Origin of the sequence: Synechococcus sp. BS55D, assembly GCF_004332415.1 — a bacterium.
Classification (GTDB): Bacteria; Cyanobacteriota; Cyanobacteriia; order PCC-6307; family Cyanobiaceae; genus Synechococcus_C.
The window spans coordinates 56,311-71,550 of sequence record NZ_PHQT01000002.1; the positions used below are offsets into that span (position 1 = coordinate 56,311).

Here is a 15,240-nt window from a genome sequence, read left to right on the forward strand (position 1 = left end):
GTGTCACAACGCAGACTCTGTCCCGCTGGTGTCTGCGGGGTGGCTTGCTGCTCCTTGCGGGGGGTGGCCTGACCTGGATTGCGCTCGACCGGATCGCTGCTGAAGTATTTGACCGGGTCAAGCCCGGATTGGAAGCCCAGCTCTCCAAGCCCCTGGGACATCCATTGCGCATTGGTGCTTACAAGGGTTTAAGGCCATGGGGCTTGGCGATTGGTCCCTCAGAGGTCCTGCCGGGACCTAAGGATCAATCTCGGGCTTCGCTCACGTCCCTCACCGTTCAGATCGACCCTCTGGCCAGCCTGCGTCGCTGGCGTCCGGTGGCCACCCTCAGTTTGCGGGGAGCGAGGGTGGAGCTCAGGCGGAATGCCCAGGGGGTCTATTGGGTGCCTGGTCCCTCCACCGGCGGGGCGCCACCAAAATTGGACCTCAGGGTTCGTTTGCTTGATCCGGCGCGCTTGGCGGTTCAACCCGCTGGTCTTGTGCTTCGGGCCTCGGGGAGGGGCACGGTGCATCTGGCAGAAAGCTGGGGCGACTTGGCCCTTGGTGTCACCCTTCCAGACCAGGGCCGGGTGTCCCTTCAAGGACGCGGGCGCTGGGTGAACCCCGAATTTGATCTGCAGACTCGGTTGGAGCGGGTGCGACTGGCACCCTTCGAGGGGGTGCTGCCCCCTGGTTTGCCGCTGCGTCTCCGCGGACAACTGGGGGCTGATCTGCGTTTGAGCTGGCGCCAGGGCAGGGCCGGCTGTCAGGGAGGCCTGACGTTGGTGGACTTTGAGGTGCAGGGCAAGCCCCTTCCCGAACCCCTGCGTAATCCGCAGTGGCGCCTCACCTGTCGAGGTCAGCGGTTGTTCTTGCCCAACAGCGAGTGGCGTTACGGCAGCTATCGCGCTCGTCTGGCCGGCCGCGTCGATCTGAACCGTTCGTTCGACCTCAGCGCGAGCCTGAGGGAACCGGGGCATGACCGCAACCTCAAGGCCAGGCTCAATGGGCCTTGGCGTCAGCCCCGTCTTCGGCTTGCTGGCCGCTGGGCACTCCCTGAGAGTGTTCCGTTGGCCGATGCTCTCGATCTGACCCTTGCCCTCAGTGCCGACTGGCGTCAGGCCAAGGCACCCACGGCTCGGCTGGAGCGTCTGGCCGTCCAGGGCCCAGGTGTGGCCGTTCGTCTGAACGGTGCCCTCTATCCCCGGTTGGCGATCCGCAGTCAGCAGCTGCAGCTGGCTGGTGAGGCCTGGAAACAGCTCCCGCTGGTCCCAGAACTGCTTGGTACCCAAGCCCCCCTCAACGGTTCGTTGGCCCTCACAGGTGCCACGCAAAGCCCGGCCCTTTCGCTTCAGCTGGAGCAGGCCCGCAATCCACTGTTGGAGCGTTGGTCGCTTCAGGCCGACTGGAGTGCTGCCCGATCAGCGCTGCAGCTGCGTGATTTCCAGAGCCCCTTGCTTCAGGCCCAAGCGACGCTGCCCCTGGCTCTTGGCCGTGGCGGCCTCAAGTTGGGGACCCTGGCAGCCCAGTTGCGCCTCGATGCCTTCCCTCTCGCCAGGGTCGGTCCAATCCTGGGCACGCCCATGGACGGCAGCCTCTCGGCTTTTGGTGAGGTCCATGGCCCCCTGACGGCGCTGCAGCCCAATCTCCAGCTCAGGCTTGAGGATCCCAGGGCCGGCACGCTGCGACTGCTGGAAACTTGGCGAGGGCGGTTTGAGGGTGTGTCCGGTGGCGGTGGACGTCTGCACATGGCCTCGGTTGGGTCTGTGCTCCCTGGCAGCTTGGAAGCAACCCTCGGTCGCAATTGGTTGCCACGTCGGGTGCTGCTGACCCGACGCAACGGCGAGCTGGTGCTAGACGGCACCCCGGCTGCCTATCGCTGGCAGGCCAGGGGCCTGAGCCTGGATGGCCTGGAACTTGCCTTGCCTCCTAAAGGACGCTTTGAAGGGCTCTACGGCCGCTTGGATGGCCAGGGCAGTCTCGGTCTCCAGCCATTGGCGATGGCCGGTGATCTCACCCTCCGCTACCCGGGCTTGATGGGCCTGCAGTTGCGACAGGCCCGTCTGCAGCTCCAGTACGACAACAGGAATTACCTGGTCAGCGGCGAGCTGCTTCCGCCCGACAGCGGTCAGATGTTGCTCAAGGCCAAAGGACGACTCGGGGGTGGGCTGGCTGCCGAGCTGCAGGCCCGGGGACTCAGCATGCGCTGGCTCACTGCCGGGGCCCTCAGCCTGCCTCAGCTCAACGAGGACTTACCCCCCGCCCGGGGGCGGGCCAGTGATCTCGGCACCCTCTTGGTGAACACCTTCGGAGGTTCTCTCGATGGTCAGCTGCGTGCGCTCCGCGAGAGTCGCGAGACTCTGCAGCAACAGGAACAGGCTCGCCGGAACGACAGCTCCTTTCATCCTGAGGATCTGCGTGGTCAGGTGGATGCCGTGATCCAACTGCAAGGCCAAAGTCTTGCGGAGCTCGACCTGGATCTCAAGGCTCGTGGGCACCTCTGGGTTGAGGGCGATGACCAGGATCGGGCTCTGCAAATCAAGCCCTTCGTTGCGACGATTCAGGGGCCGTTGCAGACTGGTGAAGGCAGCTTTTCTCTTGATCACCTGCCCTTCAGCCTGCTGGCCTTGGTGGCGCCGGTGCCCCCCGCTTTGCAGGGCGCCCTCGGACTGAAAGGCCGTTACCGCCTTGGACAAGGCTTGCCGGAGCTCAGCACCAACCTTGCGCTTGAGGATGCCAAGGTTGGTCGTTATGCCCTCAACCTCGAGCGTGGCCAGGTGATCCTGGCGGCTGAGGGCCTCCGGCTTGACCTGGCCCTACGCAGCACTGGTGCTGAGGAAGCGGTGACCGTGACCGGCCAGGTGCCGTTCGCACCCGATCAACCCCTCGATGTGCGCGTGGTGAGCCGCGGTGATGCCCTGCGTTTCCTCACGGGATTCACCGATGACCAGATCGCTTGGACCGCTGGGGATTCTAATTTGCGCCTTCTGCTCAGCGGCAGCTTGTCTGCGCCCCAGGCGAATGGCTTCCTGCTGGTGAATCAGGGCCGCTTCATGGTGCAGAAGCAGGTGATCAGTGATCTGAACACCGAAATCGTTTTTGATTTCAATCGGCTGGAAGTGCAATCGCTGAAGGCGCGAATCGGTGCCCAGGGTCAGTTGCTTGGGCAAGGGGCCCTGGCCCTGTTCTCTCCTGCGCCTGAGCCCAAGCCCCTGACGCTCTCCCTTCAGAAGGCCCGAATCCAGTTGCCGATCGCCGATGTGGCTGTGGCGGCTGATCTGAAGGTGAGCGGGGCCCTGATCCGACCCCAACTCTCCGGTGATCTCACGGTTGATGACGGCGTCGTTAAACCGGCTCGCTCGATGTTCGTGAAGCCTGTTGGTGACGACCGCGGAGCGGTCGTCAGCGTCGGCCCGCCGGTCTCGGCCGACACCCTGCTGGAGGAGAACTGGAACTTCCAGAAGCCTCTGGTGCTTCTCGGTCCCGACGTCGAGGCCAGCAGCAGTCGTTCGCTCAGGGCCGCTCTGCCGAGCATTCCTGCCGTGAGCTTTGCCAACTTCCGTCTTCGACTCGGTCCCAAGCTGCGGGTCACGGTGGAGCCCGTCGCCAGTTTCAGTACCGCTGGTCTGCTCACCCTCAATGGCGCCCTGGACCCCAGCCTTCAGCTTCGCGGGGTGGTGCAACTCCTCTCCGGGCGCGTCTCGTTGTTCACCACCACCTTCAATCTCGATCGACGCTCCCCGAACGTTGCGGTGTTTACCCCGTCGCTCGGTCTGATCCCCTACGTGGATGTTGCTCTGAACAGCCGTGTCTCCGACAGCATCAGTGTTGGAACCGGCAGCAATGCGGTATCCACCAATGTCTTCGATACCAATGGCACCGGGGCCTTGGGGGCCGGTGGTCAGCTGCGTTTGGTGAAGGTGATGCTGACCGCATCAGGCCCGGCCGATCGGCTCGCCGATTCGATCGATCTGCGCAGTTCGCCACCGATGCCGAAGGCCCAGCTGCTTGGTCTGATCGGTGGCAATTCACTGGCCGGACTCTCGGGGGCTGGCGGTGGTGCTGCCCTGGCCGCCGTTCTGGGCCAGTCCTTGCTGTCGCCAGTGATCGGATCGCTCACCGATGCCTTCAGTCAGCGTCTGCAGTTCGCCCTCTACCCCACCTATGTCACCCCCGAGGTGCAGGACAACCAGGAGCGGATCTCTGGTCGTGTTCCCCCCCAGCTGGCCGTCGTCACCGATTTGGGAGTCGACATCACCGATCGCTTCAACTTCTCGGTGCTGGCAGCTCCCAATCGCAACGACATCCCTCCCCAGGGCACACTGTCGTATCAGATCAATCCCAACATGAGTCTCTCCGGCTCGGTCGACAGTCAGGGCACCTGGCAAAGCCAGATGCAGCTGTTTTTCCGTTTCTGAGGAGCTGTTCTGCAATGGGGGGGCAGACCATGAACGGCGACCAGGTGATCGGCATCGATCTGGGCGGTACGGGAATCAAGCTCGCCCGTTTTGATCGCAGTGGGCAACGTCTGGCCGAACAGCGCATCGCCACTCCTCAGCCCGCAGTGCCCGGTGCTGTGTGCATGGCCTTGTGCGAAGCCATCGAGCAGCTCGATCCTGATCACTTGGCGGGGGTGGTGGGGATCGGGCTGCCCGGACCGATGGATGCTGCAGCCCGGGTCGCTCGCGTGTGTATCAACTTGCCTGGATGGCTCGATGTGCCTTTGGCCGATTGGCTGGAGCCCCGACTACAGCGGCGTGTCACCTTGGCCAACGATGGGAATTGCGCCCTTGTGGGCGAGGCCTGGCTGGGGGCGGCCCGGGGGTGCAGTGATGTGGTGCTCCTGACCCTGGGGACAGGAGTCGGTGGTGGTGTGATGCTGAACGGCTCCCTCTTCACTGGTCACCACGGGGCTGCGGCAGAACCGGGGTTGATCGGTCTCAATCCCGATGGCCCCCCCTGCAACAGCGGCAATCGGGGATCGCTGGAGCAGTACGCCAGCATTGCGGCTCTGCGACGGCTCTGGGACGGGGACCCAGAGGAGCTGAACCATCTGGCCAACGCTGGAGATCCTCAGGCATTGGCGGTTTGGGCGCGTTATGGACGCACGCTCGGCGTAGGGATCAGTTCGCTGGTTTACCTCTTCACTCCCCAACGGGTGCTGTTGGGCGGCGGCCTGGCGGCCGCGGCGGTGCATTTCTTGCCGGCCGTTCGTGCCGAGGTGGAGACCAGGGTCCAGGCCGTGAGCAGAGAGGGTTTGGAGATCCTGGCTTGTCAGCTGGGCAATGGTGCAGGCCGATTGGGGGCGGCCCGGTTGGCGATCGATCGCTTGCTGGGCAAGGACGCTTCCCTCCAGACGGGATGATGCTCAGCAGCATCTGTTCGCGATCATGACCACAGTGGCTGTGCCCGAACCCAGCGCCGACCTGCTGAGGCTGGCCACGGGCGTGCGTCAGGCGTCCACGCTCCTCGGTCAGACCGAGGACCATCAGCGCCAGGATGCCTTGGCCTCGATGGCCAACGCCCTCGAACGGCATGCCGATCGGATCGTCGCTGCCAACCGGGAGGATCTGGAGCAGGCCTCGGCCGAGGGGCTGGCTCCCGCCCTGATGGCTCGTCTCAAGCTTGATTCAGGCAAGCTGACAGGGGCAATTGAAGGAGTGCGTCAGGTGGCCGGTCTCCCGGACCCACTCGGGGTGCGTCAACTCCATCGCGAGCTCGACGATGGCCTTGTGCTGGAGAGGGTCAGCGTGCCCCTTGGAGTGCTTGGGGTGATCTTCGAAGCGCGTCCTGATGCGGTGATTCAGATCGCGTCTCTGGCCATCCGTTCCGGCAATGGGGCGATCCTCAAGGGCGGCAGTGAAGCCAACCGCACCAACCGTGCTGTGATCGAGGCCCTGAAGGATGGCCTCGTCACCAGCGCTGTCTCGGAGGATGCCCTCGCTCTGCTCACCACCCGTCAGGAGAGCCTGGCGCTTCTCAGGCTCGATGGCTTGGTGGATCTGATCATTCCCCGCGGCAGCAATGAGCTGGTTCGTTTCATTCAAGACAACACGCGTATTCCCGTGCTGGGCCATGCCGATGGCGTCTGCCATCTGTACGTCGATGCTCAGGTGGACATGACTCAGGCACTGCGCATTGCGATCGACAGCAAGACGCAGTACCCCGCCGCTTGCAATGCGATCGAGACGCTGTTGGTCCATCAAGACAGCGCCCCGGCCTTCCTTGCCGAGGCGATCCCCGCCTTCCGCGCTGCAGGGGTGCGCCTACTCGGTGATGCCCGTAGCCAGGCTCTTGGCGTGGAAGACGCCGCCAGCGAGGACGACTGGGGCCGTGAATACCTTGACCTGATTCTGGCGGTGAAGGTGGTCAGCGATCTAGAGGAAGCTCTGGAGCACATCCGTCGTTATGGCTCCAGGCACACTGAAGCGATTGCGAGCACGGATACCGCGACAGCCGAACGGTTCCTGAGGGCTGTGGACAGTGCTGGGGTGTATCACAACTGTTCGACTCGATTCGCCGACGGCTTCCGCTATGGCTTCGGGGCCGAGGTGGGCATCAGCACCCAGACCCTGCCACCGCGTGGACCGGTGGGGCTCGAGGGGTTGGTGACTTACCGCTACCGCTTGCGCGGTGATGGCCACATCGCCGCTGATTTCGCTGAAGGCCGTCGTTGCTTCAGCCATCGCGATCTGGCTGCGTGAACGACGCCATTCACATCCAGGATCTGCGCGTCTGGGCGCATGTCGGAGTGTTGGAGCAGGAGCGTCTCCATGGTCAGTGGTTCAGCCTCGATCTCACCCTGCTTGTTGATCTTCAGCGGGCAGCCAGCACTGACAATCTTGCGGCCACCGCCGATTACAGCCTGGCGGTGAAGGCGGTGCAGGAGCTTGCCACCCGTCTCCGTTGTCAGACGATTGAGCATTTCAGCGAGCAGGTGTTCGAGCGGCTGGAGGCGCTCTATGGCCTGCTGCCCATGCGCGTGATCTTGCGCAAATGCAAGGCACCGATTCCGGGATTTGCCGGTACCGTTGCCGTGGAACGTCACCGGCGCTGGCCGGAGTTCGCGGAGCGCGTCGGTAGCTGATGGAGCGCAGACCACTGGTTCTGGTGCACGGGCTTTGGGATACCCCTCATCTTTTTCATCGGTTGGTGGGGCAGCTTGATCGTGCGCATGTTCCACTGCTGGTCCCCCACCTCCCCCATCGGTTGGGGGCGGTGCCTCTTCGCACCCTGGCCTCCCATCTGGATCAGCACATTCAGGCCCATTGGGGATCCGAGCAGCCCATCGACATCCTTGGTTTCTCCATGGGGGGGATCATCAGCCGCATCTGGTTGCAGGAGCTGGGCGGCGCCAGCCGTAGCCGGCGTTTCATCAGTGTCGGTAGTCCCCAACGGGGAACACTGACGGCCCAGTGGATTCCTCGCTGGCTGTTCGCTGGTCTGGCTGACATGAAGCGCGGCAGTGCTCTGTTGCGTCAGCTCAACGCCGACAGCTCCGCCCTCGCCTCTCTCTCCTGCACCAGCTTTTACTGCCGCTGGGATGCAATGGTCTTTCCAGGTTGGCAGGCGGTGTTACCCCTGGGGGCTAGCCATGCGGTGCCGGTGTTCACCCATCAACAGCTGATGGCGCACCCCTTAGCGCTGTCGATGCTGATGCATACCATTCTTGGCGATTAAGTGACAGACAATGCTGCCGTTGGCAGCATTGATGCATCAACGCCAATCTGCTGATGTGTTTTTCCGCGTCCGCCAGTTTCACCGCCTCGGCGGTGTTGATGCCCCTCGGTCTCTACTCGCACCATCTCGCTGACCGTGCAGAACGCCCCGGCTATAAACCCCTGGCGCTTGTTCCCTTCTTCTTCGGAGTGCAGCAGTTCATCGAAGGCTTGGAGTGGACCGGTATTGATCAAGGCAATGTGGAGCCGTTGACCTCGCTGGCTGGGCTTGGTTTTCTCTTCTTTGCCTATTGCTTCTGGATGATTTGGATCCCCTGGAGCGCCTGGTCGATCAGTCGCAGCACAGATTCCAAGGCTCTGCAGCATCGGCTCAAGTGGGTGGCGATCGTGGCCACCGTTTTGGGCATCGCTTTTTATCTTCCCGTGTTGTTCAATCCACCGGCCCTTCAGCCCGCGGTGCATAGCAACGGTCGATTGCTTTACGACGTCTCCAACCTCCAGAGCGTCGTTCACAATTTTGTGAACACCGAACCCGTGGGTGAACTGGTCTATTGGGGATTCATCGTGTTGCCATTACTGGCGGTCAGTGACCGGGCTGTGAAATTGTTCGGCGTTCTCATTTTCATCTCGATTTTCCTGACCTGGCTGACCTACAGCGCCACCTTCAATTCGGTTTGGTGTTTCTACTGCGCCGTGCTCTCGATTGTGGTGATCTGGATCGTTAATAGGCCTGAGATGCGCCGCGCCTGAGGCCGCGATGTCTGGCCTGACCTCGGCCCTGGATTCCATGGCCAGCACCCTGCTGGCCATGGACGCGGGAATCGGTCTTCTTGTGGCTGTTGGCATCTCCATGTCGGCCTCCCACCTCTTTGCTCTGCTGGCCAACCGACTGAGCCCTCGGCAAATCGCCTTTCACATGCTGATCGATGCCCTTGTTTTGAGCCTGGCGCTCACCCTGGGGATCCTTTGCCACAGCCTGATGCTGCTGCTCATTGAGGGGGTTCCTCCCCAGCCGATCACCCTGGCGAACCGGATGCTGGCAGCTCTTTGGCCAGGATTGTTCTACGTCCTGGTGGCGGCCCCCTACGTCAGCGATCTGATCTCGGTGAGCCTGCTGGGTTGGATGCATCTCAATGTGCTCCTGCTGCTCCAGGCGCGCTACGGCGTTCCTCTGACAGAAGGGCTGCTGGTGAGTGCTCCCGGTTTCAGCCTTGCTCTTGTGCTGATTGCCCTGCTGTTCGCCCAGCGCTGGCGGGCCAGCTACAACACCCTGGCGAAGGAGGTGGGTGGATGACGATCGGCGGTGAGGCGATTCAGCACCAACGCCATCAGCTTCGCCTGTTGCGTCGTGCCGTGGCCTTGCTGCTGTGCATGGCCATCGTGATTGCAGCCCTAGGGGTCACAGCGATCCGCCGCGATGCAGACGCCCTGCTTCATCAGGATGTCTTGAGCGAACTGCTCCTCTGGGGGGCGGTGCTGGTGGTGGTGGTGGTGGCCTTGGTGGGGACCTATTCAGTGATGGCCGATTTCCTCTTCTGGGAGGGGTGGCTCAATGGTTTGCCCAATCCTGCTCACTTGTTCGCTGCGCCTACCGCGGATGATCAAGGGCACCGCCACTATCTCGTCTATCTCGATGGCATTCATCAAAGTGAGGAGTGTCATCCACCTCGGGTGAGCGAATTTCTCGAGACTCTTGAGGAGGCAATCGAAGCGGATGCCCTTCTGGTGAAGGGGATTGAGGCTTACACGATCATGCCGGTGGGTCTACGGGCCACGGCCTATGCCCGTTGGTTCTGGGAGCGGCTTTTTGCACTGCAGGAACACCACCCCAATGGCTTCGTGCGCTTTTTGTGTGCGTTCTGCGTGCAGGCCAACAATGTGATCAAGGTCGGTATTTCCTCCGATCGTCGGTACGGCCCCGTGATGAATTACGAGCTCGCCTTGAAGATTGCTCGTCGTCTGGAGGCCATTGGCTTCCATCCCAGCCGGGCTGCAAGGGTGGTGTTGGTGGGATACAGCGGAGGCGGTGAGATGGCCATTGGCACCGCCGCGATGCTTCAGAAGCTCTGCCATGTTCCCGTGCAGGTGATCACGGTCTGTGGCGTTTTCAGCGGGAATGGCGATCTCTCCAGCGTTGATCACGTGGCGATGGTGGTTGGTAGCCGGGATCCGGTGGCTGCCCTTGGACGGCTGGCCTATCCAGGCCGTCTTCCTCTGCTGCCACTCTCCAACTGGAATCGCTGGCAGCGCACCCGTTCGTTGCATCGCATCAGCATCGAGGGCATGAACCACAATGGTGCGTCCGGTCCGTTCAGCGTTGCCTACCGAGCCAAGGTGGTGCGAGAGATCGTGCGAGAGCTGGAGCTCACCTCTGCCTGAGGATTGTCTACATCAATTCGCCATTGAGCCGCCGAACGCTCAGGAAGGGGCTGTGACGGGGCTGGCAGCGAATGAGCCGTGCTTCGGCTCGAATGCAGGCTTCACCCTGAACGCTCAGGTCCTGGGGCAGCTGCTCGAGGGCCTGGCGATAGCGCGAAACGACATCCTCCTGGTCTCCCTGCTGTCCGGGGCGTAGGCCGGCGTTGAGCAGCTTTTCAAGTTGAAGTCCGAGTCGTTCCCGCCACAGCCCACCAAGGGTGAGGGGAAAGAGATTGCTGCGCCCCGTCATCGCCTGTTCCAGGAGCGCGGTGGAGTCAATGCAGAATCCAAGGGCTCCATACCCGCCGAAGCGGAGGTGGCCGTCCGAGGCTGTGCTGTTGTGCACCGCTGCCATCAGATCACAGAGATCAAGGGCCAGGCCAAGTTGATCGTCTTCAAACGCCTCCCCCGGGTAGGCAACGGTGCCGTTTTGACGATCGTTTTGCCAGGGCCGCTCGAGATCATTGAGGGGCGCCCAGCCATTCAGCCCCTCAGTGCCCTGGTAGTACTGCATCAGCACCGGAGCCTCCTCCTCCGGTGGTTGCAGCTCCAGTTCGAGGCTGCAATGGGGGAGTAACGATTCGATCTCGAGGCCGTGGCGCATCAGCCCGGTTCGGTAGGGCACCGCCAGGGGGATTTGCTGCCAGACGCCGCTCTCCGATGGGCAACTGGCACCGAGCCCGAAGCTGGCCACACTGGCCCGGATGCGGCCGCGGCAGTGCCATCCATGCTGCTGGAGCCAAGCCACCAGCTGTCGTGGTCGATCCATACCCTCGAACTGGTAGGGCTCGGACGCGGCACCGGAGCGGCTGGGCAAGCCGTTGGCACCAAGAGCATTGAAGACCTGCGCCATCACCCGGTTGGCTGAGCGGCAGCGACCGTTCTGCAGGGCTTGAAGGCCATGGTTCCGCCAGACCAGGCCCGCACCCAGGGATCCGAAACTTGGCTCAGGGATGGGACCCGCGAGGGACTCAGCCCCAGAGTCCCGATCCCCTTCATCCAATTGTCTGGCTAGGTCCTGCCATCCCTGAAGGGATGGCGGTAGGGGCAGCGGCACGCCGGCCGGCGTGCTGATGTCGCGGGCGCACCAGCGATCGAGCCCATCCAGACGGGAATCGTGCTCCTGGGGGTGCGGAATCAGATGTTGCAGATCATCGGCGAGGGCCCCCAGCAGTAGCGGACTCACCAGTCCCTGCTCGAGTAGGGAGCCAATTCCCCGCAGGCGCTCGGGCAGGGCAGCCGGGCCAAGGCGCCAGCCACGGGGAAGCATCGCCAGCAGTGGCACCAGACGGCGCTGATGCAGACCTTTGAGAAGCTCACCGAGAAACGCATCGCGGCGGATGCCCTGCCGCAACCAGCTGGTCTCGAGCGCGGTACTGAGGCTGATCAGAGGTGCCTGATCAGTCCGGTCCTCGGCCAGCTCACCCCAGTGCTCCGAGATGGAGAGGGGTTCAGGCATGGCTCGTCACCAGGCCGGAGTGGCGAATCAGGGCGTCCGTGCTCGCCGCTCTGCCCCGGAACGCCTCGAACACAGCAGAGGGCGAGAGGCTGCCGCCGAGGCTCAAGACGGTGTTGCGAAAGCGCTCTCCTGTGGCCTTCACAGCGTCTTCGAGATCGAGACCTGCATCTTCAAAGGCAGCGAAGGCATCGGCACTGAGTACTTCCGCCCATTTATAGGAGTAGTAACCAGCCGAATAGCCACCGGCGAAGATGTGGCTGAAGGCGCAGAGGAAGTGATCATCCGCAATCGGAGGGATCACGGTGGTGGTTTCTGCAATCTGCCGTCGCATGTGGTCGGGGCTCAGTCCCAGCTCCGGTGTCCAGAGACTGTGAAGCCGCAGATCGCTGAGGGCGAAATGCACCTGGCGCAGGGTGGCGAAACCTGCCATGAAAGTGCGGCTCTGCTTCAGCTTCTCAAAATCTTCTTCGGGCAGGGGTTCCCCGGTTTGCCAATGCCGTGCCATTCCCATCAAGGTGCTGCGGTCGAGGCACCAGTTCTCCATGAACTGGCTGGGCAGTTCCACGGCATCCCACTCCACATTGTTAATGCCCGCCGCCTGTGGATGCTCCACGGTGGTGAGCATGTGCTGGAGCCCGTGGCCGAACTCGTGGAAGAGGGTTTCAACCTCTTCGAAGCTCATCAGGCTTGGAGTGTCGCCATTGGGGGGGGGTCTGGTTGCAGATCAGATAGGCCACCGGCAGGATCCAGCCACCCTCTCCATCCGGCTGGCGGCTGAGGCATTCATCCATCCAGGCACCGCCCCGCTTGCTGCCGGGCCTGCTGTAGGGATCGAGATAGAAGGCTGCCAAAGGCGTTCCGTCCTGTTCTGCAACCCTGAAGAAGCGCACATCCGGGTGCCAGATCGGCGCTTCACCGTCAGCGGCGCTGATCCGGATGCGGAAGAGGCGTTCGCAGAGTTCGAATAGACCTTCAAGCACCTGCGGCAGTGGGAACCAGGGGCGCAGAGCCTCCTGGTTCAGGTCGAAGCGCTCTTGTCGCAGTTTTTCCGACCAGTAGCCCACATCCCAGGGTTCCAGAGACTCCGCCTCAGGCGCACCATGGTGAAGGGCGCAGGCTTGCAGGTCGTCAAGTTCCCGCAGGGCTGCTGGGTAGGCGGCCGCACGCAGTTCCTCCAGCAGCCCCTCCACGGCATCCACGTCCTCGGCCATTTTCCCGGCGAGGCTGAGTTCCGCCCAGTGCCTGTAGCCGAGCCGGATCGCCTGCTCAAGGCGGAGACTGAGGATTTCCTCGATCAGAGGGGTGTTATCAAGCTCTCCCTGGCTCGCGCGGCTGACATGGGCTCTGTAGAGGGTTTCGCGCAGCTGTCGATTGTCTGCATGGGTCAACACCGGAAGGAAGCGCGGCATGTCGAGTCCCAGGCGCCAAGGACCCCGTTCTCCGTTGGCTTCGCTCTCGTCAGCGTGGAGATCTCCTGCCTCCTTGGCCGCAGCGGCAAGGATGTCGAGGGCGCGTTGGGGAAGGCCGGCTAGGCGCTCCCGCTCGTGCACAACCAGGCTCCAGCCCTGGGTGGCATCAAGCACGTGATTGCTGAATTGGGTGGAGAGTTCCGCCAGTCGTTCGCTGGTGGAGTTGAACGCCTGCTGCCGTTCCCCACTCAGGCCCACACCCCGCTGCTGCATGGAAAGCAGTTCGGCTTGGAGAATGCGTTGCTGGGCAGGATCGAGTGGCTGGGCTGCGTTCGCCTGGAGCGCTTCGAGGGCACGGTGCAGCACCTTGCTCTGGCCGAGGCGATTGCTGAAGCGCACCACATCCGCCTGCTGGGAGGCATGGGCTTCCCGTAGTTCGGGGGTGTTGCAGACGGCGTTGAGATGGGTGACCACCCCCCAGCTCCAGCGAAGTTGTTCGCCGATCGCGTGCAGTGGCGGCATCACCGCGGCCCAAGAGAGTGGATCGGAGCCGTTCAGTTGCTTCTCCAGAGTGGCCTCTAGGTCGGCAAAGCTCTTGGTCAGCTGCTCTAGTAGGGCCGGGATCGACTCCCGAACCTGATCAGCGGAGACGTCTTGATAGTTGGGAAGTCCCTGGCCCGCGAGCAGGGCAGGTTCGCGGGTCTCTTGCATGGGGTCAGCCGAGGGGGAGCCAGTTGCTCAGTGCAATCAGGCTATGGCTGGAGAGGGTTTCCGCGAGGGCATCGGTGGAGGCTTCGTAGACGTCCATGGCGACCCGTGGCCAGATGCCGATGGTGAGTGTTGGCACCAGCAGGGTGAGACCGATGACCAATTCACGGGGATTCATGTCGTCCACGAAGGCCAGGGCCGGGATGCGTGGGCCGAAGAAGACCCGCCGGCAGAGGGAGAGCAGATAGATCGGGGTCAGTACGAGACCGATGGCGGCGATCACGATGGTGATCACCCGGAACAGGGTTGTGAACTGCTCCTGGCTGGTGATGCCCAGAAAGATGGTGATTTCGCTGATGAAGCCACTCATCCCCGGGAGAGCCAGGGAGGCGAGGGAGCTGGCAAGGAAGAAGGCAAACGTGATCGGCAACACCTTGGCCAGACCGCCCATGTTGGGGATCGACAACGTCTTGGTGCGTTCGTAGAAGCTGCCAGTGACGAAGAACATGGCGGCGGCGATCAGGCCATGGCTGATCATCTGCAGCATCGCGCCACTGAGGCTGAGTGCATCCACAGCGCCGATGCCCAGCAACACGAAGCCCATATGACTCACCGAGCTGCAGGCAATTCTTCGCTTGACGTTGTCTTGAGCGAAAGCGTTGAGAGCGCCATAGATGATGTTGACAATCCCCAGGACGATCAGGGCTGGCGCCAGCACCAGGTGGGCCTCCGGCAGCATCTGAACGTTGAAGCGGAGCAGGGCATAACCGCCCATCTTCAGCAACACGCCGGCTAAGAGCATCGAGACCGGTGCATTGGCTTCTCCATGGGCGTCGGGTAGCCAGGTGTGCAAGGGGAACATCGGCAGTTTCACTCCGAATCCCACCAAGAAGCCCAAGTAACAGAGCAGGCCAAAGCTGCCGCCAGGGGAGCGTTGGGCGAGTTCGCTCAGGTTGAGGGTGAAGCTGTCGCCGGAGAGGGCAAGGGCGAGGCCGCTGATCAGGATCAGCAGAGAGGCCAGGGCCGTGTAAAGGATGAATTTGGTGGCGGCGTACTGGCGGTTCTGGCCCCCCCAGATCGCAATCAGCAGATAGACGGGGACCAACTCCAGTTCCCAGGCCAGGAAGAACAGCAGGAAGTCCTGGGACAGGAACACCAGCGCCTGGGCTGAGGCCTGCACCAAGAGAAGGCCGAAGTAAAGCTTGGCTTTGTGCTGAACCTTCCAGCTTGCAGCCACCGAGAGCATGGTGACCAGGCCGCTGAGCACCACCAAAGGCATGGAGAGACCGTCAGCTCCGAGAGACCACTCGAGACCGATCACTGGCAGCCAGCTGACCCGCTCCACCAGTTGCAGCCCGCCATCGAGGCGATCGAACAGGCGGCTGAACACGGCCACCATCAAAACGAAATCCACGGCCAGCACCGTCAAGGCGAGGTTGCGGGGCCAGGGGGAGGGATTGCTGTCATCCCCTGGCAGCAGGGGCATGACCAGTGCTGTGACCGCCGGCAACAGGACGATCAGGGACAGCCAGGGAAACGCCGTCTGGGACGCAACCGACAGGGGCAGGTTGACATCCATGGCGACTAA

At 62.7% G+C, this 15,240-nt stretch carries 10 protein-coding genes and 1 pseudogene; 8 read left to right on the top strand and 3 right to left on the bottom strand.

Annotated elements, in window-relative coordinates; all coding sequences use genetic code 11:
* The first annotated feature begins 44 nt into the window (after positions 1-44).
* From CWE16_RS03830 to CWE16_RS03865, 8 genes are read left to right on the top strand one after another with little or no spacing between them, the layout of a single operon-like run.
* The gene (locus CWE16_RS03830; RefSeq protein ID WP_236629559.1) at positions 45-4,397 is read left to right on the top strand and encodes a translocation/assembly module TamB domain-containing protein; all 4,353 of its coding nucleotides are present in this window, start codon (positions 45-47) and stop codon (positions 4,395-4,397) included.
* 29 nt (positions 4,398-4,426) lie between these two features.
* Complete coding sequence (locus CWE16_RS03835; RefSeq protein WP_131593168.1) at positions 4,427-5,344, top strand: ROK family protein; 918 nt, start codon at positions 4,427-4,429, stop codon at positions 5,342-5,344.
* A 25-nt stretch (positions 5,345-5,369) separates the two neighbouring features.
* Entirely contained in the window at positions 5,370-6,683 is a 1,314-nt protein-coding gene (locus tag CWE16_RS03840) for a glutamate-5-semialdehyde dehydrogenase (RefSeq protein ID WP_443081601.1), read from the top strand.
* Positions 6,680-7,066 carry a dihydroneopterin aldolase gene (gene folB, locus CWE16_RS03845; protein WP_131593170.1) on the top strand — a complete coding sequence of 129 codons (387 nt, stop codon included), beginning with the start codon at positions 6,680-6,682 and terminating at the stop codon, positions 7,064-7,066. The genes CWE16_RS03840 and folB overlap by 4 nt, the downstream gene beginning before the upstream one ends.
* The gene (locus tag CWE16_RS03850; RefSeq protein ID WP_131456464.1) at positions 7,066-7,659 is read left to right on the top strand and encodes an esterase/lipase family protein; all 594 of its coding nucleotides are present in this window, start codon (positions 7,066-7,068) and stop codon (positions 7,657-7,659) included. The genes folB and CWE16_RS03850 overlap by 1 nt, the downstream gene beginning before the upstream one ends.
* Before the next feature lie 53 nt (positions 7,660-7,712).
* Positions 7,713-8,408, top strand: a complete 696-nt coding sequence (locus CWE16_RS03855; RefSeq protein WP_131593172.1) for a DUF6629 family protein — start codon at positions 7,713-7,715, stop codon at positions 8,406-8,408.
* A 7-nt stretch (positions 8,409-8,415) separates the two neighbouring features.
* Complete coding sequence (locus CWE16_RS03860) at positions 8,416-8,952, top strand: hypothetical protein (protein WP_236629560.1); 537 nt, start codon at positions 8,416-8,418, stop codon at positions 8,950-8,952.
* Entirely contained in the window at positions 8,949-10,037 is a 1,089-nt protein-coding gene (locus CWE16_RS03865) for an alpha/beta hydrolase (RefSeq protein WP_131593174.1), read from the top strand. The genes CWE16_RS03860 and CWE16_RS03865 overlap by 4 nt, the downstream gene beginning before the upstream one ends.
* Positions 10,038-10,044: 7 nt before the next feature.
* Here the strand turns inward: CWE16_RS03865 and CWE16_RS03870 are convergent, their stop codons facing one another.
* The 3 genes and pseudogenes from CWE16_RS03870 to CWE16_RS03880 form a co-directional block, all read right to left on the bottom strand.
* Positions 10,045-11,535, bottom strand: coding sequence for an arginine repressor (locus CWE16_RS03870; RefSeq protein WP_131593175.1), 1,491 nt, complete (start codon positions 11,533-11,535; stop codon positions 10,045-10,047).
* Positions 11,528-13,655: pseudogene (locus CWE16_RS03875) on the bottom strand (M3 family metallopeptidase). Before CWE16_RS03875 ends, CWE16_RS03870 begins: the two are co-directional and overlap by 8 nt.
* A gap of 4 nt (positions 13,656-13,659) precedes the next feature.
* A complete protein-coding gene (locus CWE16_RS03880; protein ID WP_131593176.1) occupies positions 13,660-15,231 on the bottom strand; it encodes an NAD(P)H-quinone oxidoreductase subunit 4 in 1,572 nt (523 codons plus the stop codon).
* Positions 15,232-15,240 lie beyond the last annotated feature (9 nt).

Excerpts from the sequence above, each read along its gene's own strand:
- CWE16_RS03835 (WP_131593168.1), top strand. The coding sequence starts at position 4,427 with ATGAACGGCGACCAGGTGATCGGCATCGATCTGGGCGGTACGGGAATC.
- CWE16_RS03840 (WP_443081601.1), top strand. The coding sequence starts at position 5,370 with ATGACCACAGTGGCTGTGCCCGAACCCAGCGCCGACCTGCTGAGGCTG.
- CWE16_RS03850 (WP_131456464.1), top strand. The coding sequence starts at position 7,066 with ATGGAGCGCAGACCACTGGTTCTGGTGCACGGGCTTTGGGATACCCCT.
- CWE16_RS03855 (WP_131593172.1), top strand. The coding sequence starts at position 7,713 with ATGTGTTTTTCCGCGTCCGCCAGTTTCACCGCCTCGGCGGTGTTGATG.
- CWE16_RS03860 (WP_236629560.1), top strand. The coding sequence starts at position 8,416 with ATGTCTGGCCTGACCTCGGCCCTGGATTCCATGGCCAGCACCCTGCTG.
- CWE16_RS03865 (WP_131593174.1), top strand. The coding sequence starts at position 8,949 with ATGACGATCGGCGGTGAGGCGATTCAGCACCAACGCCATCAGCTTCGC.
- CWE16_RS03870 (WP_131593175.1), bottom strand. The coding sequence starts at position 11,535 with ATGCCTGAACCCCTCTCCATCTCGGAGCACTGGGGTGAGCTGGCCGAG.
- CWE16_RS03880 (WP_131593176.1), bottom strand. The coding sequence starts at position 15,231 with ATGGATGTCAACCTGCCCCTGTCGGTTGCGTCCCAGACGGCGTTTCCC.